General features: G+C 60.5%; 18 protein-coding genes. 12 read left to right on the plus strand and 6 right to left on the minus strand.

The annotated features are described in order from the left end of the window. Positions 1–15 precede the first annotated feature (15 nt). The 6 genes from atpG (at position 16) to glmS (ending at position 7,048) form a co-directional block, all read left to right on the plus strand. Positions 16–876, plus strand: a complete 861-nt coding sequence (atpG, locus tag ACXRVY_RS00950) for a F0F1 ATP synthase subunit gamma (protein ID WP_007934344.1) — start codon at positions 16–18, stop codon at positions 874–876. Between the two features lie 27 nt (positions 877–903). Continuing rightward, complete coding sequence (gene atpD / locus ACXRVY_RS00955; protein ID WP_223459090.1) at positions 904–2,283, plus strand: F0F1 ATP synthase subunit beta; 1,380 nt, start codon at positions 904–906, stop codon at positions 2,281–2,283. A 45-nt stretch (positions 2,284–2,328) separates the two neighbouring features. Next, on the plus strand, positions 2,329–2,754 hold the full coding sequence (locus ACXRVY_RS00960; RefSeq protein ID WP_007985046.1) for a F0F1 ATP synthase subunit epsilon: 426 nt from the start codon (positions 2,329–2,331) through the stop codon (positions 2,752–2,754). 114 nt (positions 2,755–2,868) lie between these two features. Then, positions 2,869–4,236, plus strand: a complete 1,368-nt coding sequence (gene glmU, locus ACXRVY_RS00965; RefSeq protein ID WP_458236956.1) for a bifunctional UDP-N-acetylglucosamine diphosphorylase/glucosamine-1-phosphate N-acetyltransferase GlmU — start codon at positions 2,869–2,871, stop codon at positions 4,234–4,236. A gap of 201 nt (positions 4,237–4,437) precedes the next feature. After that, a complete protein-coding gene (locus ACXRVY_RS00970) occupies positions 4,438–5,214 on the plus strand; it encodes a DeoR family transcriptional regulator (RefSeq protein ID WP_458236957.1) in 777 nt (258 codons plus the stop codon). A 1-nt stretch (position 5,215) separates the two neighbouring features. Next, the gene (gene glmS / locus ACXRVY_RS00975; protein WP_223459085.1) at positions 5,216–7,048 is read left to right on the plus strand and encodes a glutamine--fructose-6-phosphate transaminase (isomerizing); all 1,833 of its coding nucleotides are present in this window, start codon (positions 5,216–5,218) and stop codon (positions 7,046–7,048) included. A 45-nt stretch (positions 7,049–7,093) separates the two neighbouring features. Here the strand turns inward: glmS and ACXRVY_RS00980 are convergent, their stop codons facing one another. Genes ACXRVY_RS00980 through ACXRVY_RS00995 form a run of 4 tightly spaced genes read right to left on the minus strand, consistent with a single transcriptional unit; the run spans position 7,094 to position 11,903 of the window. Then, positions 7,094–8,119 (minus strand): DUF2955 domain-containing protein, encoded by a 1,026-nt coding sequence (locus ACXRVY_RS00980; RefSeq protein ID WP_458236958.1) that lies wholly within the window; start codon positions 8,117–8,119, stop codon positions 7,094–7,096. Continuing rightward, positions 8,109–9,227 (minus strand): HlyD family secretion protein, encoded by a 1,119-nt coding sequence (locus ACXRVY_RS00985; protein ID WP_223459080.1) that lies wholly within the window; start codon positions 9,225–9,227, stop codon positions 8,109–8,111. Before ACXRVY_RS00985 ends, ACXRVY_RS00980 begins: the two co-directional genes overlap by 11 nt. Beyond that, the gene (locus ACXRVY_RS00990; RefSeq protein WP_223459078.1) at positions 9,220–10,731 is read right to left on the minus strand and encodes an efflux transporter outer membrane subunit; all 1,512 of its coding nucleotides are present in this window, start codon (positions 10,729–10,731) and stop codon (positions 9,220–9,222) included. Before ACXRVY_RS00990 ends, ACXRVY_RS00985 begins: the two co-directional genes overlap by 8 nt. Positions 10,732–10,745: 14 nt before the next feature. Continuing rightward, the gene (locus tag ACXRVY_RS00995) at positions 10,746–11,903 is read right to left on the minus strand and encodes an AI-2E family transporter (RefSeq protein WP_223459076.1); all 1,158 of its coding nucleotides are present in this window, start codon (positions 11,901–11,903) and stop codon (positions 10,746–10,748) included. Between the two features lie 579 nt (positions 11,904–12,482). On the opposite strand from ACXRVY_RS00995, the gene ACXRVY_RS01000 reads away from it, so the two are divergent. From ACXRVY_RS01000 to ACXRVY_RS01020, 5 genes are all read left to right on the plus strand, one after another. Continuing rightward, the gene (locus tag ACXRVY_RS01000; protein ID WP_223459074.1) at positions 12,483–13,385 is read left to right on the plus strand and encodes a LysR family transcriptional regulator; all 903 of its coding nucleotides are present in this window, start codon (positions 12,483–12,485) and stop codon (positions 13,383–13,385) included. Between the two features lie 126 nt (positions 13,386–13,511). After that, positions 13,512–14,138, plus strand: coding sequence for a glutathione S-transferase family protein (locus ACXRVY_RS01005; protein WP_223459072.1), 627 nt, complete (start codon positions 13,512–13,514; stop codon positions 14,136–14,138). Between the two features lie 63 nt (positions 14,139–14,201). Then, positions 14,202–16,232 carry a pyridoxamine 5'-phosphate oxidase family protein gene (locus tag ACXRVY_RS01010; protein ID WP_223459070.1) on the plus strand — a complete coding sequence of 677 codons (2,031 nt, stop codon included), beginning with the start codon at positions 14,202–14,204 and terminating at the stop codon, positions 16,230–16,232. Positions 16,233–16,341: 109 nt separating this feature from the next. After that, positions 16,342–17,538 (plus strand): DUF3142 domain-containing protein, encoded by a 1,197-nt coding sequence (locus ACXRVY_RS01015; RefSeq protein WP_223459067.1) that lies wholly within the window; start codon positions 16,342–16,344, stop codon positions 17,536–17,538. Further along, on the plus strand, positions 17,525–19,639 hold the full coding sequence (locus tag ACXRVY_RS01020; RefSeq protein WP_223459065.1) for a hypothetical protein: 2,115 nt from the start codon (positions 17,525–17,527) through the stop codon (positions 19,637–19,639). The genes ACXRVY_RS01015 and ACXRVY_RS01020 overlap by 14 nt, the downstream gene beginning before the upstream one ends. Before the next feature lie 3 nt (positions 19,640–19,642). Here the strand turns inward: ACXRVY_RS01020 and ACXRVY_RS01025 are convergent, their stop codons facing one another. Then, complete coding sequence (locus ACXRVY_RS01025; RefSeq protein WP_223459063.1) at positions 19,643–20,272, minus strand: LysE family translocator; 630 nt, start codon at positions 20,270–20,272, stop codon at positions 19,643–19,645. A 146-nt stretch (positions 20,273–20,418) separates the two neighbouring features. Here ACXRVY_RS01025 and ACXRVY_RS01030 point away from each other — a divergent pair, with 146 nt between their 5' ends. Then, a complete protein-coding gene (locus ACXRVY_RS01030) occupies positions 20,419–20,892 on the plus strand; it encodes an Lrp/AsnC family transcriptional regulator (protein ID WP_108218814.1) in 474 nt (157 codons plus the stop codon). 122 nt (positions 20,893–21,014) lie between these two features. On the opposite strand, the gene lpdA is transcribed toward ACXRVY_RS01030, so the two are convergent. After that, on the minus strand, positions 21,015–22,415 hold the full coding sequence (lpdA, locus tag ACXRVY_RS01035; RefSeq protein WP_223459061.1) for a dihydrolipoyl dehydrogenase: 1,401 nt from the start codon (positions 22,413–22,415) through the stop codon (positions 21,015–21,017). Positions 22,416–22,613 lie beyond the last annotated feature (198 nt).

Below are 22,613 nucleotides of genomic sequence, written 5' to 3' on the forward strand. Positions count from 1 at the left end.
CCTGATAGGTGTTACATGGCAGGCGCAAAAGAGATTCGCAGTAAGATTGCGAGCATCAAAAGCACGCAAAAGATTACCAGCGCCATGGAAAAAGTGGCGGTCAGTAAAATGCGCAAGGCACAAATGCGCATGGCTGCTAGCCGTCCTTACGCGGAGCGCATCCGCCAGGTTATTGGTCATCTGGCCAACGCTAACCCGGAATATCGCCACCCGTTCATGATCGACCGTGAAGTAAAGCGAGTTGGTTATGTCGTAGTGAGCAGTGACCGTGGTCTGTGTGGTGGCTTGAACACCAACCTGTTCAAGGCTCTGGTCAAGGACATGGCGGTAAACCGCGAAAACGGCGTCGAGATCGATCTGTGTGTAGTTGGTAGCAAGGGTGCGGCTTTCTTCCGCAACTTCGGCGGTAACGTCGTAGCAGCTATCAGCCACCTGGGTGAAGAGCCGTCGATCAATGATCTGATCGGCAGCGTCAAGGTGATGCTGGATGCCTACCTGGACGGCCGTATTGACCGCCTGTCCGTGGTGTCCAACAAGTTCATCAACACCATGACGCAACAGCCTACCGTGGAGCAGTTGATTCCACTGGTGGCAACCCCGGATCAAGAACTCAAGCACCACTGGGACTATCTCTACGAACCGGACGCCAAAGAGCTGCTTGATGGCTTGATGGTCCGTTACGTCGAGTCGCAGGTCTACCAGGCGGTGGTCGAGAACAACGCGGCTGAACAGGCTGCGCGGATGATCGCGATGAAGAACGCTACCGACAACGCCGGTGATTTGATCAGCGATTTGCAGCTGGTCTACAACAAGGCGCGTCAGGCTGCGATCACCCAAGAGATCTCGGAAATCGTCGGCGGCGCTGCCGCGGTTTAACGGTTCAAATATTCAGAGGATCCAGCTATGAGTAGCGGACGTATCGTTCAAATCATCGGCGCCGTTATCGACGTGGAATTTCCACGCGACAGCGTACCGAGCATCTACAACGCGCTGACAGTTCAAAGCGCGGCCGGGACCACCCTGGAAGTTCAGCAGCAGCTGGGCGACGGCGTGGTTCGTACCATTGCGATGGGTTCCACCGAGGGCTTGAAGCGCGGTCTGGACGTCATCGACTCCGGCAAAGCCATCTCCGTACCGGTCGGTAAAGCGACCCTGGGCCGGATCATGGACGTCCTCGGTAACCCGATCGACGAAGCTGGTCCGATCGACACCGAAGAGCGTTGGGGCATTCACCGTCCAGCGCCTTCGTTCGCTGAACAGGCAGGCGGCAACGACCTGCTGGAAACCGGCATCAAGGTTATCGACCTGGTTTGCCCGTTCGCCAAAGGCGGTAAAGTCGGTCTGTTCGGTGGTGCCGGTGTAGGCAAAACCGTAAACATGATGGAACTGATCCGTAACATCGCCATCGAGCACAGCGGTTATTCCGTGTTCGCCGGTGTGGGTGAGCGTACTCGTGAGGGTAACGACTTCTACCACGAGATGAAGGACTCCAACGTTCTGGACAAAGTGGCACTGGTTTACGGTCAGATGAACGAGCCGCCGGGTAACCGTCTGCGCGTAGCACTGACCGGCCTGACCATGGCCGAGAAGTTCCGTGACGAAGGTAACGACGTTCTGCTGTTCGTCGACAACATCTATCGTTACACCCTGGCCGGTACTGAAGTATCCGCACTGCTGGGCCGTATGCCTTCGGCAGTAGGTTACCAGCCGACCCTGGCTGAAGAGATGGGCGTTCTGCAAGAACGTATCACTTCGACCAAGGAAGGTTCGATCACCTCGATCCAGGCGGTATACGTACCTGCGGACGACTTGACCGACCCGTCGCCAGCGACCACCTTCGCCCACTTGGACGCTACCGTCGTTCTGTCCCGTGACATCGCTTCCCTGGGTATCTACCCGGCGGTCGATCCACTCGACTCGACTTCGCGCCAGCTGGACCCGAACGTAATCGGCCAGGACCACTACGATACCGCTCGCGGTGTTCAGTACGTTCTGCAGCGTTACAAAGAACTGAAGGACATCATTGCGATCCTGGGTATGGACGAGCTGTCGGAAGCCGACAAGCAGTTGGTAAACCGTGCTCGTAAGATCCAGCGTTTCTTGTCGCAGCCGTTCTTCGTGGCTGAAGTCTTCACCGGTGCATCGGGTAAATACGTTTCCCTGAAAGACACCATTGCTGGCTTCAAAGGCATCCTCAACGGTGACTACGACCACCTGCCAGAACAAGCGTTCTACATGGTTGGCGGCATCGAAGAAGCGATCGAGAAAGCCAAGAAACTGTAATCCCGGCGCCCGGCAACGGGCGCTAATTTAGGTTGAGGCAATCAGATGGCTATGACAGTCCATTGCGATATCGTCAGCGCGGAAGGAGAAATCTTTTCCGGTCTGGTCGAGATGGTGATTGCGCACGGTGCACTGGGTGATCTTGGTATCGCCCTGGGTCACGCGCCGCTGATCACTAATCTGAAGCCAGGTCCGATCCGCCTGGTCAAGCAGGGCGGGGAAGAGGAGGTGTATTACATCTCCGGTGGTTTCCTCGAGGTTCAGCCGAACATGGTCAAGGTTCTTGCCGACACCGTGCAACGTGCTGCCGACCTGGACGAAGCCGCAGCTCTGGAAGCCGTTAAGGCTGCCGAGAAAGCCTTGCATGAGCGGGGCGCGGAATTCGATTACGGTTCTGCTGCTGCTCGACTGGCCGAGGCTGCAGCTCAGCTGCGCACCGTCCAGCAGATCCGCAAGAAGTTCGGCCATTAAGGCAGCGCTTGTTGTGTGATTGATAAAAAAGGGTAGCCTCGGCTACCCTTTTTCTTTTTCGACATTTTATAACCTTGGTCGCAGTCGCTGACCACCCTGGATTGGTAGCCAGTCATGTCCCTTGAAATCGTTATTCTCGCTGCTGGCCAAKGCACGCGCATGCGTTCTGCCTTGCCGAAAGTCTTGCACCCGATTGCCGGCAATTCGATGCTCGGCCATGTTATCCACAGCGCCCGGCAACTTGATCCACAGCGCATCCACGTCGTGATTGGTCATGGTGCCGACGCCGTGCGCGAACGTCTGGCCGCTGACGACCTGAACTTCGTCCTGCAGGACAAGCAACTGGGCACCGGGCATGCCGTGGCCCAGGCTGTTCCTTTCATCAAATCCGACACCGTGCTGGTTCTTTACGGTGACGTGCCGTTGATTGAAGTGGAAACCCTGCAACGCCTGCTGACTCAGGTAGTGCCAGGACAGATGGGCCTGCTGACTGTCGAACTTGATGATGCGACCGGTTATGGCCGCATCGTGCGCGACGTTGAAGGTAAAGTAGCTGCCATCGTTGAACACAAGGATGCCAACGAAGCGCAACGCGCGATCCGCGAAGGCAACACCGGCATCCTCGCTGTTCCTGCCGATCGCTTGGCCGACTGGACGAGCCGCCTGTCGAACAACAATGTTCAGGGTGAGTATTACCTGACCGACGTGATCGAAATGGCGGTCAACGATGGTCTGGTAGTGGCCACCGAACAACCCCACGACGCCATGGAAGTGCAGGGCGCCAACGACCGCAAGCAGCTTTCCGAACTCGAGCGCCACTATCAGCTGCGCGCCGGCCGTCGTTTGATGGCCCAAGGTGTGACACTGCGCGACCCGGCTCGTTTCGATGTACGCGGCGAAGTCACCGTTGGCCGCGACGTGCTGATCGATATCAACGTGATCCTCGAGGGCAAGGTGGTCATCGAAGACGACGTGGTGATCGGCCCGAACTGCGTGATCAAGGACAGCACCCTGCGCAAAGGCGTGGTCATCAAGGCCAACAGCCATATCGAGGGTGCCATTCTGGGTGAAGGCAGCGATGCCGGCCCATTCGCCCGTCTGCGTCCAGGCACCGTGCTGGAAGCCCGGGCGCATGTGGGTAACTTCGTCGAGCTGAAAAACGCTCACTTGGGCGAAGGCGCCAAGGCCGGTCACCTGGCCTATCTGGGCGATGCCGAGGTGGGTGCGCGCTCCAACATCGGTGCCGGTACCATCACCTGCAACTACGACGGCGCCAACAAGTGGAAAACCGTGTTGGGTGAAGACGTGTTCATCGGTTCCAACAACTCGTTGGTGGCGCCTGTGGATATCCTCGCCGGTGCAACGACAGCGGCCGGTTCGACCATCACCTCGACTGTGGATAAATCCCAGTTGGCCATCGGACGTGCTCGCCAGAAGAACATCGACGGCTGGAAGCGGCCGGAGAAAATCAAGAAGAGCTGAGTTATCCACAACTCTCTTGTAGGAGCGAGCTTGCTCGCGATGAATTCGAGAGCGGCGCATTTTTCCAGAAGGAATGCGTCATCGTTCACGCCCATCGCGAGCAAGTTATCCACAGTGCTTTTTATCGCAAGACGCTTGACGAAGTTTCGCTGATAGGTTTTGATTGCTTCCGCTATCTTTCGAAACGAAACTTATCAGCTCATGTCGAAGCGCAACACACCTCAGCGTCGTCACAACATCCTCGCCTTGCTCAATGAGCAGGGCGAAGTCAGTGTGGATGAGTTGGCCAAGCGCTTCGAAACGTCGGAAGTTACGATTCGCAAGGATCTGGCGGCACTTGAAAGCAATGGTCTGTTGCTGCGTCGTTACGGCGGGGCGATCACCATGCCTCAGGAGCTGGTCGCGGATCTTGGTCAGCCGGTTTCCATATACAAGCAAGCCATCGCCCGTGCCGCCGTCGCGCGGATTCGCGAGCATGCGCGCATCATTATCGACAGTGGCAGTACCACCRCCTCGATGATCCCGGAACTCGGACAGCAACCCGGTCTGGTGGTGATGACCAACTCGCTGCATGTTGCCAATGCCCTGAGCGAACTTGAGCACGAACCGGTGCTATTGATGACCGGTGGCACCTGGGACCCGCATTCCGAGTCCTTTCAGGGGCAGGTTGCCGAGCAGGTACTACGCTCCTACGACTTCGACCAGCTGTTCATCGGGGCCGATGGCATCGATCTGGTTCGCGGTACAACCACCTTCAACGAACTGCTCGGGCTGAGCCGGGTCATGGCTGAAGTCGCCCGCGAAGTGGTCGTGATGGTGGAGGCTGACAAGATCGGCCGCAAGATTCCCAACCTGGAGCTGCCCTGGAGCAGCGTCCATACCCTTATTACGGATGAACGCCTGCCACTAGAGGCTCGCGATCAGATTCAGGCCCGCGGCATCAATTTGATTTGCGCGGCTGTCAGTCAGGAGAAATAGCATGTGTGGAATTGTCGGCGCAGTCGCAGAACGTAACATCACCGCCATCCTCGTCGAAGGCCTGAAGCGCCTCGAATACCGTGGGTATGACAGTGCCGGCGTGGCGGTCTACACCAATGACGAAAAACTCGAGCGCGTGCGTCGTCCGGGCAAGGTCAGTGAGCTGGAGCAGGCATTGGCCACCGAGCCGCTGGTCGGTCGTCTGGGTATCGCCCACACCCGCTGGGCCACCCACGGTGCACCGTGCGAGCGCAATGCTCACCCGCATTTCTCCGGTGACCTGGCGGTGGTGCACAACGGCATCATCGAAAACCACGAAGCCCTGCGTGAACAACTCAAAGCCCTGGGCTATGTGTTCACTTCGGACACCGACACTGAAGTCATCTCCCACCTGCTGAACCACAAACTCAAGGATCTGCGCGATCTGACTGTGGCCCTCAAGGCAACCGTCAAAGAGTTGCACGGTGCTTACGGCCTGGCAGTGATCAGCGCGCAGCAACCGGATCGCCTGGTCGCAGCCCGCAGCGGCAGCCCGTTGGTGATCGGCCTGGGCCTGGGGGAAAACTTCCTGGCGTCCGACCAGTTGGCCCTGCGTCAGGTCACTGACCGTTTCATGTACCTGGAAGAAGGCGATATCGCCGAAATCCGCCGCGACAGCGTGCAGATCTGGGACGTTGACGGCCAGGCTGTCGAGCGCGAATCCGTGCAGTATCGCGACGGTGCCGAAGCCGCTGAAAAGGGCGAGTTCCGCCACTTCATGCTCAAGGAAATCCACGAGCAACCGTCCGTGGTGCAGCGCACCCTGGAAGGTCGCCTGAGCCAGAACCAGGTACTGGTACAGGCATTCGGCCCACAGGCGGCCGAGCTGTTCGCCAAAGTGCGTAACGTACAGATCGTCGCGTGCGGCACCAGCTACCACGCCGGCATGGTCGCGCGTTACTGGCTCGAAGAGCTGGCCGGCATTCCTTGCCAGGTCGAAGTCGCCAGCGAATTCCGCTACCGCAAGGTGGTGGTGCAGCCGGACACCTTGTTCGTGACCATTTCCCAGTCCGGCGAAACCGCCGACACCCTGGCCGCACTGCGCAACGCCAAGGAACTGGGTTACCTCGCCAGCCTGGCGATCTGCAACGTCGGCATCAGCTCGCTGGTACGTGAGTCCGACCTGACCCTGTTGACCCAGGCCGGTCGCGAAATCGGTGTGGCTTCGACCAAAGCCTTCACCACGCAATTGGTTGGCCTGTTGTTGCTGACGCTTTCCCTGGGCCAGGTTCGTGGCACCTTGGCCAAAGGCGTCGAAGCGACGCTGGTCGAAGAACTGCGCCGTTTGCCAACCCGTCTGGGCGAAGCGCTGGCCATGGACAGCACCGTGGAAAAAATCTCCGAGCTGTTCGCCGAGAAACACCACACGCTGTTCCTCGGCCGTGGCGCGCAGTTCCCGGTAGCGATGGAAGGGGCACTCAAGCTCAAGGAAATCTCCTACATCCACGCCGAAGCCTACCCGGCCGGCGAGCTGAAACACGGCCCGTTGGCGCTTGTGGATAACGACATGCCAGTGGTGACCGTGGCGCCGAACAACGAACTGCTGGAGAAGTTGAAGTCCAACCTCCAGGAAGTCCGTGCCCGCGGTGGCCAGTTGATCGTCTTCGCAGACGAGAAGGCCGGCATGACCAACGGTGAAGGCACCCACGTGGTGCACATGCCGCACATCCACGACATCCTGTCGCCGATCCTCTACACCATCCCGCTGCAGCTGCTGTCGTACTACGTTGCCGTGCTCAAGGGCACCGACGTTGACCAGCCGCGCAACTTGGCGAAGTCGGTCACTGTGGAATAAGTTATCCACAATGAAAAACCCCCTCTTCAGGGGTTTTTTCTGTTTCTAGGCGGTCGTAATTCGACGTTGCCGCCGCGTATCCAGCAAGTGGACCATCACACAGGCATACAAAGTCACCAGAATGAACAGGCCCATGCGGATAGCGAAGGCGGTGTAGACATCCTTGCCCGCGGCACTGTCCTGCACCGATTGGCCAAGCAGAATGATCAGGGTCGCGAGGCTGTTGAGCCAGAAAMTCGGTGGTTGTCGGGTCCGGGCCAGGCCATAGAGCTTTCTGGCCGCCAGCAATCCGAACAGCAACATCCACAGAAAGAACATCCACAGGTTGACGAACAGGCTCAGCGCGCACCAGAAAAGGATCGCCATCAGCCCTCCGAGCAAGGTCGAGCCGAGTAATTCCTGGCCGGCGGTGCGGGTGCTGGTCGCGCAGCTTTGTTGGCCGAGGCTGACGGCTTTCATGATGATCGGCAGGTAGCTGGCCGGGTCGATCATGGCCAGCAGGAACGTCGGCAGCACCACCAGTGTGGCACGTAGAGCCAGCCAGCCGCTTTCGGTTGGGGTAAGGCTCGGGCCGGGTTTGGCCGCGGGGGCACTGGCGGGGTCGGGAAACAGCCAATGGCTGATGGTCAGCGTGGTGACGGCCAGGAACAGTCCCTTGACCAGGGCCACGATCACCTCAAGCGCCAGGGCGAATTCAGCGGTTCCGGCCGAACTGATCAAGGTCAGGCCCACCACCAGGAAAGTCGCCACCAGCGGGTTGCCGCCGCGCAAGCCATACCCGAAGGCCATGAACAGGCACAGTCCGACCAGCAGCACACCACTGAACGGGTAGTAACGCAGCAGGGGAATGAGCAGCAGGCCGGTCCCGGTGGTCAGCATAAGGATCAGGATCAGGCCCAGGCTGGCCTTGAACGGCAACGGTCGGTTCATCGCTGCCAGCATCATCAGCGCCAACATCGGCGCGAGGAACGGGATGGGCAGGGCCAGACCGAAGCTCGCCGCCAGGCACAGTGCCGTACCGAAGCCCAGGCGCAGGGCGCGCTGGACCCGGGCCGGACGCTCAATACGCATAGGACATCCAGCTCATCAGGCGCAGGAACAGGCGACCCAGTATATTCAGCGGGTTACCTTCGCTCGGGAACGCCATGACTTCGGCCTGCCCGCCGGACCTGATGCCTTGCGGGCTGGTCAACTCACCGGGCTCGAACTCGATGATGACTGGAAAGCGCTGGGCAGGACGTAGCCAATCGCGGCTGTTCTCCACTTTTGGCAGGCTGCCCGGTTGGGTGGTCTGGCCGATATCAACGCCATAGCCGACGCTGCGTACATGGCCTTTGAAAATTTTCCCCGGCAGGGCGTCGAGGACGATGGACACCGGCGTCCCGGGCTGAACGCTTCCCAGGTTGTTTTCGGTCATGTCGGCGCTGATCCACACATCGTGGATGGCAATCAGGGTCATCACCGGCGCACCGGCAGCGGCGAACTGGCCGACATCGGTGCGCAGATCGGTGATCAGGCCGGCCGAGCGTGCGTGGACCTTGGTATTGCTCAAGTCCAGCTCGGCTTTTTCAAGGTTGCTGGCGGCGCTGAGCAACTGGGCGTTTTCGTCTTCGTTACCGCCCTGTTGTTCGCGCGCACGTTGCACTTCGGCCTTGGCCGCGGCGACCTGGCTTATGGATTCTTCCAGGGTGGCGCGGGATATCTCCAGGCGTCGCAGCGAGATGGTGCCCGGGTCTTCGCGGTACAGGCGTTCAAGTCGCTGGATGTCCTGGCGTGCCTTGAGCTCGTTGGCCTGGGACGCGCGCAGGGACGCTTGCTTGGAGTCGACGCCGGCGGTGTTGGCGCCCACCTGGCGACGGGTCGACTCAAGGTCGGCGCGGGCACGATCGACGGCAATCTGGTACTGCTCGGGATTGACTTCAAACAGCAACTCGCCAGCCTTGACGTCCTGGTTGTTGCGTACATGCACCTTGGTCACCCGGCCCGATACCTCAGCCGCCACCGGAACAACGAAGGCCTGCACCCGTGCCTGTTGCGTGTAGGGCGTGTAACGGTCGGCCATCAGGTACCAGACCAGGCTCAGAATGATCAGCAGCACCACCCAATTGATCGCTTTTTTCGCAGGGTCGGCGGCGGGTGCCGGGGCTTTCTCGTCGACCGGTTGTTGGCTGTCAGTCATGGGCACTTTCCTTCGGTTCATCGAGCAAATCGCCCCAATCAGTCCGTTGTTGCATCTGTTGGCGGGTGGCCGGGTCGATCATCGGCTGGTCGCTGTACCAGCCACCGCCCAGGGCCTTGTACAGGGCGATCAGGCTGTTGACCGCGGTGCCACGGTTGACCAGATAGATATCCTGTTGGGCAAACAGGGCGCGCTGGGCATCCAGCACGCGCTGGAAATCCGAATAGCCTTCGCGGTATTGGGCATTGGCCAGGGTCACTGAACGTTCGGCGGCTACCGAGGCCTCGCTGAGGATTCGGTCGCGCTCCAACGCTTTGATCAAACCGGTAGCGGCATCGTCAGCCTCGCGCGCCGCCTGGCGCACGCTGTCCTGATAGATAACGATCAACTGCTGCAAGCGGGCATCCTGCACACGGACGTTGTTGGTGATCCGGCCGTGATCGAAGATGTCCCAGCGCAGGCTGGGGCCGGCCACCATATCGAGGGTATTGGGCGCACCGTTGAGCGAACTGGCGGACCAGACGATGCTGCCCAGCAGGCTGATGGAGGGGTACAGGTCGGTCTCGGCCACACCGATCAACGCCGACTGCGCTGCCACTTGCAGCTCGGCAGCGCGAACATCGGGGCGCCGCACCAGCAGGTTGGCCGGCACATCCTGCAAGACCGCGGTATCGAGCAGTGGCACCACTCCGGTGTTGCGATCCAGGTCAGGGATCGAGCCAGGTGGCTGGCCGATCAGTGTGGACAGCGCATTGCGCAAGCTTGCCACCTGGCTTTCGAAATCCGGGATGGTGCTCAGGGTGCCCAGGTACTGGGTCTTGGCTTGTTGCAGATCGAGTTCGGCTTCGGCCCCGCTGTTGAACAGGCGCTCGGTGATCTCGTAGCTGCGTTTTTGCAATTTGGCGTTACTGCGGGCTATGGCCAGGCGCGCCTCGGCGGTGCGCAAGGCGTAGTAGTTTTGCGCCAGTTGCGCGTGCAACAGCACCAGGGCATTTTCGTAGTTGGCCTGGGCGGCAAACCAGGAGGCGTCGGCCGACTCGATGGCACGGCTGAAACGCCCCCAGAAATCCAGTTCCCAGCCGATATCGAAGCCGACGCTGTGTTGCCAGAAATGCGTGTCCTGGGGGTTAGTGCCGCCCGACTGTCGACGGTTCAGGTACAGGCTGTCGGCGCTGGCCTGTTGCAATTGCGGGTAGCGGCCGGCCAGTGCGATGCCCAATTGTGCGCGGGACTCCATGACCCGCAGGCCGGCGACGTGCAGGTCGGGGTTGTGGGCATCGGCTTCGGCCATCAAATGGTCCAGCACCGGGTCGTTGAACACGCGCCACCATTGGCGGCTGTCAGGTTGCGCGTGTTGTTGGCCGGCGATCTCCAGGGCCGGGGTGTTCCAGTGGTCGACCCAGGGCTGGGCCGGCGACTGGAAATCCGGGCCCAGTTGCACACAGCCTCCCAGAACGACGGTGCCACAGAGCAGAAGCCGGCTGATGCGAGCAGGGCGTGGCATCAAGCGCAAACTCCTCAGACAGGACGCTGATCGTTCATTGCCTCTGTCTTCGGTGTCTCGTTCAACGCCTCGATCTCGGGTGTCTCGTTCATTACCTCGGCAGGCGGTTGGTCCTGGACCCATTGCCAGAACAGTTGGTAGCCCACCGCCAGCGCAACCGGCCCGATGAACAAACCAATGAAGCCGCCGCTCACCATACCGCCCAGGGCGCCAATCAGAATCACCGGCATGGGCACATCGACGCCGCGGCCTAGCATCAACGGCTTGAGGACGTTATCGGCCATCCCGGCAATCAGGCTGTAGATGCCAAACACAATGGTGGCCAGGCTGGTCCCTTCGGTGGCGAAGACATACGCGATCACCGGAAGAGTTACCAGCAGCACCGGCAATTGCATGATCCCCATCAACAGCGCAACCATCGCCAGCAGGCCGGCACCGGGCACGCCCATGAGCACGAAGCCCACGCCCACCAGTAACATCTGAATGAACGCGATGCCCACCACGCCCTGGGCGACCGCGCGGATGGTGGCAGTGCAGAGCTCGGTAATGCGTGGGCCACGCTCCGGTCCGGAAAGGCGCGAGGTGATGGCCAGGGCACTTCTTTCGCCGTTTTCGCCATAGGCCATGAGCACGCCGGCAATGATCAGGGCGCCGATGAACAACAGAAAGCCCACGCCGACGTCGGCCATCTTGCCCAACAAGGTCAGGCCGACGGACTTGATATAGGGCATCACCTTCATCACCACGCTGCTCATGTCGGTGGCAGCCTGCATCCAGTAGCCATAGAGCGGCTGGCCAATGAGCGGCAGGGAAGCGATTTTTTCGCTGGGTAGCGGAATCTGCAGCGTATCGGACTTGAGGATCGCCAGAGTGCCCTGGATCGATTCACTGATCGAAGTGCCCAGCAGGTAGATCGGCACCATCAGCAAGGCCAGGGAGACCACCACGATCAGGGTGGCGGCACGCCCGTCCTTGTTGACCACCTTGCGCTTGATGAGCGCATGCAGTGGATACAGGGTGATGGCCAGAATCAGCGCCCAGAGCATGAGGTTGAGGAACGGGTGGAAGATCTGGAAGCAGAACAACACCAGCACGGTAATCAGCCCGGCGCGTATCAGTACATCGAGCAAACCACCGGACAGTGCTCTTGCGGAAATGTTTGTGCGCAACATTCTCGAACTCCTTGCGGTGTCACCAGGTTAGCCAGCTAGTTGAAGTTCACTCTTCCCTACTMAGTGACTCTTGAAAGCAGGATCGATGGACAGGCGTCCAAGCGTTAACAACTAACGCCTTATTTCACGTAGGGAAGATTTCAACGAGGTACCTACTAATACTCAATAGGTAACAGGGTGGCTTGTAGTATAGGAGCAGTCGTATATTCCGCCTGTTTATGCAGGCTGGAATTCTGCCGCTGTGGATATCGTCCGCTGACGAGCCCATGCCTGGAAACGGGTTGGGAGCCGAGCCAGTGGCTCTTTTTCCCTGTCAGRCATTAGCCGTTGCAGCGGGCGGGTCCGGATAATTACGAACAGTCGCACCTGTCGCAAGAAAATAACCCTCATTAATTATCAATAATCCCCCGGCCTGGTCTTTGAGGTTTGTGCCACGCTTGGTTTTTACAGCGCAGGCGCTAGAGTGCAGTAGCCCATTGATTTACTTGATGGTCGGACGCCCAACTTTGTTATTGAGCACTTGCGTTTAACATCCCGGCCTTTTATTGCGATTTATCTATCTGAAATAAGGACATGCCCATGGACCGTTTCCAGGAAATGCAGGTCTTCGCTGCCGTCGCCCAGGAACAGGGGTTTTCGGCGGCGGCGCGGCGTTTGGGGCTGTCGGCGGCCAGCGTCACCCGAGCGGTGGCGGCGCTGGAGCAGCGTATTGGCACGCAACTGCTCACGCGTACCACGCGCAGCGTGTATTTGAGTGAGGCCGGTCAGCGGTATCTGGAGGACTGTCGGAGAATTCTCGCCGAGGTGCAGGAAGCCGAGGACTCGGCTGCGGGCAGCCATATCCATCCTCGTGGGCAACTGACCATCACCGCACCGGTCTTGTTTGGCGAGCTGTTTGTTACGCCGCTGATGGTGAGTTACCTGACGCAATTCCCCGAGGTCTGCATCAACGCGCTGCTGGTGGATCGGGTGGTGAGCGTGGTCGAGGAGGGCGTCGATGTGGCCATTCGCATCGGCGAGCTACCCGACAGCAATCAGCATGCGATCCGGGTGGGTGAGGTGCGGCGGGTGATCTGCGCCTCGCCACAGTTTCTGGCCAGCCATGGTCGGCCCAGGCATCCTCGGGAACTGGCCCAGGCGCCGATTATCGCGACATCGGCCATTGGCCAACTCAGGAGTTGGCCATTCATTGAAGACGGCGAAACCTTGAGTGTCCGGGCTGAACCACGACTGGTGGTGACAGCGAATCAGGCGGCCATCACGGCAGCCTGTCTGGGGTTGGGCTTCACGCGGGTACTGTCTTATCAAGTCGCGAGCAAGGTGGCTGCCGGAGAGCTGGAAATCATTCTGGCCGACTTCGAACTGCCGCCGTTGCCCATCCATGTGGTCTATCAGGGCGGACGCAAAGCGCCGGCCCGGGTGCGCAGTTTTGTTGATTTCGCGGTGAAGACCCTGCGCGAGCATCCGGCGCTCGCGCGTTGAGTTATTTCACCCACTGAAATAATGGATTGCGTTTGCTGGTGATTCTGTTGTTTTGGTCGTAGGTGGAAGATACGACCCATCGGCGCTGGTCTTCCTGAGCAGCACCACTGACCCGAGGTGTCGACCATGCAAGCGATCAAACTCTACAACTTCCCACGTTCCGGCCACGCTCACCGTGTCGAGTTGATGCTGTCCCTGCTGAAATTGCCGACCGAACTGATCTTCGTTGACCTCGCCAAGGGCGAGCACAAGCAACCGGCGTTCCTGGCGCTCAATGCATTCGGCCAAGTGCCGGTGATTGATGATCAGGGTGTGGTGTTGGCCGACTCCAACGCGATTCTGGTGTATCTGGCGCAAAAGTACGGCAACGGTCGCTGGCTGCCGGCTGATCCGGCGGGTGCGGCCAAGGTCCAGCGCTGGTTGTCGGTGGCTGCCGGCCCGATTGCCTTCGGCCCTGCCCGGGCAAGATTGATCACCGTGTTTGGCGCGCCTTACAACGCTGCAGAAGTGATTGCTTACGCCCATACCGTGCTCAAAGTGATCGATCACGAACTGGCCAATACGCCGTATCTGGCCGGCACTGAACCGACGATTGCCGACGTCGCCGCCTACAGCTACATCGCCCATGCGCCCGAGGGCAATGTGTCGCTGGACGAGTACGCCAACATTCGCGCCTGGCTGGCCCGCATCGAAGCCTTGCCGGGTTTTGTCGGCATGCCGCGCACCGTTGCCGGTCTGCAAAAAACCGCCTGATACTGGCGGCCCGGAGTTACCGGGCCGCCCCGTTCTGCGCCACTGGCGCAAGGGAGCAGCCGTATGGACCGTTCACCCTGGCATGCCGGCGAAAAACAGTTGCAGGCGCATGTGGGCGTTGCCGAACGAATGGAGACGTTTGGTCGTAAGGTGATTCGCAGCGAGATGCCGGACCAGCACCGCACGTTCTATCAGCAATTGCCGTTCATGCTGTACGGGGCGGTGGATGCCGACGGTCATCCCTGGGCCAGCATCCTTGAAGGTGAGCCTGGTTTCGCCCACTCGCCAGAACCGGGCTTGCTGCAATTTCGCAGCCTGCCTGCCGTTGACGATCCCGCGCAGATGAGCGATGGCTCGGCCATTGGCCTGTTGGGTATCGAACTGCACACTCGCCGCCGCAACCGCATCAATGGACATGTCCGCGCCATGACTACGGGTGGTTTCGGGGTGACGGTAGACCAGTCCTTCGGCAATTGCCCGCAGTACATTCAGTTGCGCCAGTTTCGCTCGGTGCCGCTGACCGATCCTTCGACGCGTGCCGCCCAGCATTTCAACGAACTGGATGACGCGGCCAAAGCCATGATCGCCGAGGCAGACACGTTCTTCGTTGCCAGTTATGTGGATGTCGACGGTGAACGTTCGGTGGATGTGTCGCACCGTGGCGGTCAGGCCGGTTTCGTACAAGTGGAAGGCAATCGCCTGACCGTTCCGGACTTCGCCGGCAACCTGCATTTCAACACCTTGGGCAACCTGTTGCTCAACCCCCGGGCCGGACTGTTGTTCATCGATTTCAATAGCGGTGATTTGCTGCAGCTCAGCGGGCGGACCGAAATCATTCTGGAGGGCCCGCAGGTCGAGGCGTTCCAGGGAGCCGAGCGGCTGTGGACAATCGATGTCGAGCAGGTGGTACGTCGCCCCGGCGCCCTGGCCTTGCGCTGGCGCTTCGATGGCGTGTCACCCACCAGTTTGCTCACCGGCACATGGGAGCAGGCCACGGCGCGTTTGCAGGCCAAAGCCATGGGGGATCAATGGCGGCCGTTGCGGGTGGCGCGGATTGAAGCGCAAAGCCACAACATTCGCTCGATTTACCTGGAGCCTGCCGACGGAGCCGGGTTGCCACTGTTTCAGGCCGGACAGCATTTGCCCCTGCGTTTCAACATTGACGGCGATGTGCACATCCGCACGTACAGTTTATCGAGCGCGCCGTCCGATGATTTTTTCCGCATCAGCGTGAAGCGTGACGGGCGGGTGTCTACGCATTTGCATGAGCAGATTCGTGTTGGCGACCTGTTGGAGGCGCGGGCGCCGCAAGGGCATTTCACCGTGGCGCCCCATGAGCGTCGGCCTTTGGTATTGCTGGCGGCCGGGGTCGGTATCACGCCACTGTTGTCGATGTTGCGGGAGGTGGTTTACCAGGGATTGCGCACCCGTCGTATCCGCCCGACATGGTTTATCCAGAGTTCGCGCACACTGGCTGACCAGCCGTTTCGCCGGGAGCTGGATCGCTTGCTCGAAGACGCCGGTGACGCGGTGCGGGTGGTGCGTTTGCTCAGCCAACCGGAAGCCGAGGCGATGCAAGGAGAGGACTTCGACCTCCGTGGACGGATCGACGTCGCGCTGCTCAAGGATCTGCTGACAGTCGAGGACTACGATCAGCTGGATTTTGTCGTCTGTGGCCCCGGAAGTTTTACCCAGGCGTTGTACGACGGCTTGCGCGAACTGGACATTCGCGATTCGCGGATTCACGCCGAAACTTTCGGCCCATCCACCTTGCGCCGGCGTCCAGACCCCGATGCCGTGGTCATCGAGCAACCGCCAGCCGCCACCACGTCGGTGCCCGTGGTGTTCCAGCGCTCGGCCAAGGAGGCGCGCTGGCAGCCGGAGGGCGGCAGCTTGCTGGAGTTGGCGGAAAGCCGTGGCCTGCGCCCGGAATTCAGTTGTCGCGGCGGCTCTTGCGGCACCTGCAGGGCGCGCTTGATCAGCGGTCAGGTGCATTACCCACTGCCGCCAGCCGAGGTGCCGGATGACGGCCAGGTGCTGATTTGCTGTGCGATTCCGGCTCAGGGGGCGCAGCCGTTGGTGCTCGATATCTGAAGGATGATTGCTGGTGAACATTGCCCGCCGGTCGATGGCTGAGTAGGGTAGGGGCAGAACGAACAAGGGCCGCAATGGCCCTTTCTGCATTTCAGGAACAGGCGTTTCAATGGTTTTTTTCACTCGCTCGATCGCCTTGCTGATGGCGCTGGCGCTGACCACCGGATGCGAAAGACAGGATGCACCGCCTCTGGATCAACAGCTTTACGTCTGGCAGCGGCAGTGGACGCCGGCCCACGACGCCGCCCTCAGGGACAGTCGTGCAGACTTTTCGACGTTACGAGTGCTGGCCTTGCAGGCCTTCCCCCATGCCGGCTGGAGCCGAGCCCGAATGGATGCGCAGTTGCTCAAGCGTGATGGCCGACCGGTGATTGCGGTGGTTCGCCTGGACGGACAGCTCAAAGCGCTGGATCAGGAGGAAGTCACTGCACAGATCCGCCGGGTGATCAGCGATTGGCGGGGACAGGGGTTGAACCTCACCGGGGTGGAAATCGACCACGATGCCAGCAATGCCCGGCTACCGGCGTATCGCGAGTTTCTCGCGCATTTGCGCGAAGCGTTGCCGACTTCGCTGCCGTTGAGCATCACCGCGTTGCCGTCCTGGCTCGACAGTCGTGAACTGCCGGCGTTGTTATCCACAGTCGACAGCAGCGTGTTGCAGGTGCATGCGGTGAGCGATCCGCGTCGTGGTTTGTTTGATGCCGAACAGGCCCGGCAATGGGCGAAAGCCTGGAGCCGCGTCACGACGAAACCTTTCTATCTGGCGCTGCCGGCCTATGGCGTGGCGTTGCTGCCGTCGGCGGACGGCGCACCTGTGGTGGAAAGCGAAGTGACGCTGGAGCGTGCAGGCCAGCGTCGGGAATTACTCGCCGATCCGCAGGCGTTGCGCACCCTCGGCACCGAGTTGCGTGCCGATCCACCGAAACATCTGGCGGGCCTGATCTGGTTTCGCCTGCCATTGGCCAACGACCGTCGGGCCTGGAGTTTGACAACCTTGCGCGCGGTGGCGCGTGGTGATGCCCTCGACAGTCAACTGAAACTGCAACTCTCGGCCGACAATGGCCTCTATGACATCGGTATCAGCAACCAGGGCAATCTCGACCGCGTCTGGCCCGAACGCCTGACACTGGCGGTCAGTGGTTGTGAGGGGGCCGATGCCCTGGCCGGTTACGCGTTGCAACAGAGCCCGGATCTGCTTACCTTCACCCGCCTGCGCGATGGCCGAATAACGGCCGGCGGACAGCGTGCCATTGGTTGGGCTCGCTGCGCACACATTGATCAAGGAGGTTCGAATGTTCACCCGTAACTGGCCGCGTCATTTGCTTTGCCTGAGCCTCAGCCTGCCACTGGGTTCGGCGCTGGCCTGCGGCCCGGACTTCCCCATGCGCCTGCTGGATAACCGTGGCCAGTCGCTGGCGGAACTGCCAGAAGGCAACTTCAGCTTTGAAATCAATCGCCTCGGCCACGCCATCAAAGGCTTGAAGAATGTCACCGCTGGCGCCAGCTACGCGGATGAAACTGACCCGGTAGCGCTGCGGGATCAGGCCGAGCAGGCCGGACTTTCCGCTGAGCAACAGGTGTTGGTGAAACACCTGCGCAGCCTGACCGATGCTCGTCAGGTTGAAACCGAAGGGGCGCAACTGCCGCCTGAGCTCAGGTTGTACCTGGCCGGCGCCGTGGCATTTGCCGCGGGTGATCCTGCCCTGGCCGCCGGGTATTTCAAGAAAGTGCTGGCCTTGCCCACCGAGCAACGGGCTTCGCGCAGCACCTGGGCGGCTTACTCGCTGGGGCGCGCGTTGTTCGCCATGAGCGCCGAAGCCAATGCGGCTCCGGATCTGCTCGCACAATCCGCCAAGGCCTTCGAGCAAGCCCGGCAACTGAGTATCGACGGCTTCAGCGATCCACTGGAACTGGGCGTCGCCAGCCTCGGTGAAGAAGCCCGGGTGGTACGCACCTCCGGCGACTGGAACCGCGCCATCGAGCTGTACGCCACGCAGAATCTGCACGGCTCTGCAGTGGGCTACACCTCGCTGAAGCTGTTGATGGCGGACCTGATGACGCTGCCGGATGATCAAGTGGCCGAGTTGCTCAAGGGACAGCCCGTGCAGCAGTTGGTGACCGCGTCGCTGATCAGCCGGTTGGGTTGGTCGTTCGGCGACCAACCTGCCAACGAACAAAAAATGATCAAGCTGCTGCAAAACAGCACCCGCGGCAGTCTCGAAAACGCCGATCGTCTGGCGGCGATGAATTATCAACAGGGCGATTACGCCAGCGCCAAGGCTTTCCTCGAGCATGCCGGCGATGGCGGGTTGGCCTGGTGGCTGCGGGCAAAACTGGCAGTGCGCGACGGCGATAAAATCGCGGCCGCCGCAGCCTACGCCAAAGCGGCCCAGGCCTTCCCGAAGAATGAATCCTGGGGTGAGCGACGGACCCCGGACTACGATTACGAAACGCTTCAGCCCAAATGCCGGGTCGAGGGTGAAAGTGCGATCCTCGCCCTGCAACGCGGGGATTACCTGCAAGCCTTCGATCAACTGTATCGCAGCCAAAGCATTTACTGGTTCGATGCCGCCACCGTTGCCGAGCGAGTGTTGACCCTCGAAGAACTCAAGCACTACGTCGACACACAAGTGCCGGCACCCCCACCGCTCAGCCAGCAGGACCGCGACAACTACGTGCCCTTGCCGGTGGCGGCGAGCCTGCGCAATCTGCTGGGGCGGCGTTTGTTGCGTGAGGGGCACTATGAGGAGGCGCCGGCGTACTTCGATAACGTTGAACTACAGAACAAGGCCAAGTCATACGGAATATTACGCAAGGAGGCGGATGCTGCCTGGTGGCCCACGACTCGCGCTGCTGCGCTATTTAACTCGGCCTGGGCCGCGCGCACGTGGGGAATGGAAATCCTGGGATATGAAATGGCCCCGGATTTCGCCACATTCGGCGGCAACTACAGCCTGGAAAGCACTGAGCTCAAGGTCGGGCCGTTAACGACCGAGGACGAAGTGAAGCGCCAGCAGGCCAGCGTTGCTCAGCCCGATGAGCGTTATCACTATCGTTTTATAGCCACGGCATTGGCCAGTCGTGCGGCTGACAATTTGCCTCACTCCAGCCAGGCCTTTGCGGCAGTGCTGTGCGCGGCAGCAGGCTGGAACAGCAGCCCTGAAGAGGAACACGCTTTCTACCAGCGCTATGTCAAAGAGGGGCCGTACGTGGATTGGGCGTTCCATTTCGGTCATCAGTGCCCCTATCCCGACTTCCAGAACGCCGACAAGCGCTACGTGACCCAGGTTACCGATGCCGCGCGTTCAGCGCTGCGGCCGTACAAGAAGCCGCTTCAGTATGGCGGTGTGATTGTGGTCACGGCGGCGGCATTGTTCCTGATCAATCGTCGGCGCAAGGCGCAGTGAGGTTCAAGCCTGTTGCACAAAGGTCAGCCGCACGGCGAAACCGATCAACAGGCTGCCGAACAACCATTGCTGCAAGCGTTGGGCAGAGGGGCTGCGTTGCAGCCACCGGCCGAGTGCCGCACCGACCAGGGCGTAGGCGCTGTCGAACAGCAAACCGACGCCGACCAGCACCACGCCCAACGTCGCAAATTGCCCGAGCACCGGCCCGGCCTGTGGGTTGATGAATTGCGGTAGCAGCACCGAGCAGAACAACAGTGCCTTGGGGTTGAGCAGGTTGGTCAGCAGTCCGCGTCGGATGGCTGCGCCCAAGCGTGGTTTTTCGCCGGCTGTGTCAGTGCTGGTCAAGCTCGGCAGCATCGTGGTTCGCAGGCACTGAATGCCGATCCACAGCAAGTACGCGGCGCCTGCCAGGCGCACCACATCGAAGGTCCAGGGCGCCGCCTTGAACAGTGCCGCCAGCCCCAGCGCCGCCAATGCCACATGACAACCCCGGGCGATGCCCAACCCCACGGCCGTGGCCAGCGCGGCGCCTTTGCCCTGGCGGGCACCGGTCTGCAATAGCAGGATCATGTCGGGCCCCGGCAACAGGTAGACCACCGCCAGCGCCATGAAAAACAGCCAGAGCCCTTGCATGTTGTACCCCCATTCGTTGTCGATTCGGTCGTACCAGTCTAGGGCTGGAGGGCGGGGCAGGTGCTTGCGTTGTCAGCTTCTATCAGGACGTGTATTGGCATAACCTGCCACTTAATCAAGCTTGAACCATCAGGATCTGCCAAACCATGAAACTCGATGCCTACGACCGCAAGATTCTCGCCGCACTGCAACGGGACGGCCGCCTGAGCAATGTGCAACTGGCAGACGAGATCGGCCTGTCGGCGTCACCCTGCTTGCGCCGGGTGCGGATGCTTGAAGACGCGGGGGTGATTCGCGGCTACCAGGCCAATCTGGATCGCGATGAGGTGGGGTTAGGGCTGACGGTGTTTGTCGGGGTCAAGGTCGAGCGTCATAACGACGAACAAGCCGAAAGCTTTCGCCTGGCGGTGACGGCATTGCCCGAGGTGATTTCGGCGTTTCTGGTGTCAGGGGAGTCGGATTTTCTGCTGCAGGTGGTGGTGCCGGACTTGCGTGCCTATGACCGGTTTCTCACCGGGCGTTTGCTGAAGCTGCCGGGGGTGAGCGATATCCGCAGCAATTTTGCGATTCATACGGTGAAGGCGCCGGGGGCGTTGCCTTTGGAGCATCTGCCGCTGTAGACCGAGTCGTTTGCATCGCGAGCAAGCTCGCTCCCACAGTGATTGTGTGAACACCACAAATCCAATGTGGGAGCGAGCTTGCTCGCGATGGCATTAGACCAGGCACCCAAGCCCTGTGGGCCTTACATCTGCGTCGCCATCCCCTCCACATTCATCGCCGCCTGGCGCAAGGCCTCGGAGCGGGTCGGGTGAGGGTGGCAGGTCAGGGCGATGTCTTCGGCCGAGGCGCTGAACTCCATGGCCACGCAATACTCGCCAATCATTTCACTGACGCTCGGGCCGACCAGATGCACGCCGAGAACTTCGTCCGTGCGCTCATCGGCCAGCACTTTGGCGAAGCCTTCGGTTTCATGGTTGATCTTCGCCCGGCTGTTGGCGGTGAAGGGAAACTTGCCGACCTTGTACGCCCGACCTTCAGCCTTGAGCTGCTCTTCGGTCTTGCCGACACTGGCCAGCTCCGGTCTTGTGTAGACCACGCTGGGGATCAGGTCGTAGTTGACCTCGCCAGCCTTGCCGACGATTTGCTCGACGCAAGCCATGGCTTCGTCCTCGGCCTTGTGGGCGAGCATGGGGCCCGAGGTCACGTCTCCAATCACCCAGACCCCGGCGGCTTCGGTGCGATGACCCTTGTTGGCGAGCATGCCGCGTTTGTCCGTCGCGAGGCCGACGTTCTCCAGCCCCAGGCCCTGTGTATAAGGTCGGCGCCCTATGGCCACCAGCACGTAATCGGCTTCCAGCAACTCTGCAGCACCGCCTGCGGCAGGCTCGATGCTGAGTTGCACACCGGAGGCGGAGGTGGTGGCGCTGGTCACTTTTGAACTCAACTTGAAACTCAAGCCTTGCTTGCTCAGGGAACGCTGCAGGGTTTTGCCGGCTTCGATGTCCACGCCGGGGCAGATCCGGTCGAGGAACTCGACCACCGTCACCTGTGCCCCAAGGCGTCGCCAGACCGAGCCCAGCTCCAGGCCGATCACGCCGGCGCCGATCACCACCAGATGCTTGGGCACTTCGGTCAGCGCCAGGGCGCCGGTGGAGTCGAGTATGCGTTTGTTATCGATGTCCACGCCGGGCAGGGGCGTGGGCTCGGAGCCGGTGGCGATGATGATGTCCTTGGCGTGCAACTCAGTCTTGCCGCCGGCGCTATCGGTCACCGTGACTTTGCCCGGCCCGTCGATGTGGCCCCAGCCTTTGATCCAGTCGACTTTGTTCTTGCGGAAAAGAAACTCGATGCCCTTGGTCAGCCCGGTAACGCTTTCATCCTTTTGCTTCATCATCTGGGCGAGATTGAGGCTGGGTTTGACGTCGATCCCCAGGTTGGCGAATTCCGCACCCATGGCCGCGTCGTACAGTTCGGAGGCATGCAGCAGCGCCTTGGACGGCATGCAGCCGACGTTCAGGCAGGTGCCGCCGAGTGTGGCGCGTCCTTCCACGCAGGCGGCTTTCAGACCCAGTTGTCCGGCGCGGATCGCCGCGTTGTAACCGCCGGGGCCACCGCCGAGTATCACGACGTCATAAGTGCTCATGGATGTACTCCTGGATCGAAAGGGGAAGGATGGGTAAAAGTAGTTCCCGGATAAAATTACGAACGTAATATGTGCGTTCTGCCGCATTTCGGTCAAGGCTTCAGGTAAGCGACAGGTTGGGAATCTTTAGATAGCGCGCGTGAGTACGGAAATTTCACCATTTCCGTTATATTGTAACGAATTGTCCTGTAAGCGAAG

The sequence above is a fragment of the Pseudomonas sp. P5_A2_2 genome, assembly GCF_054177685.1.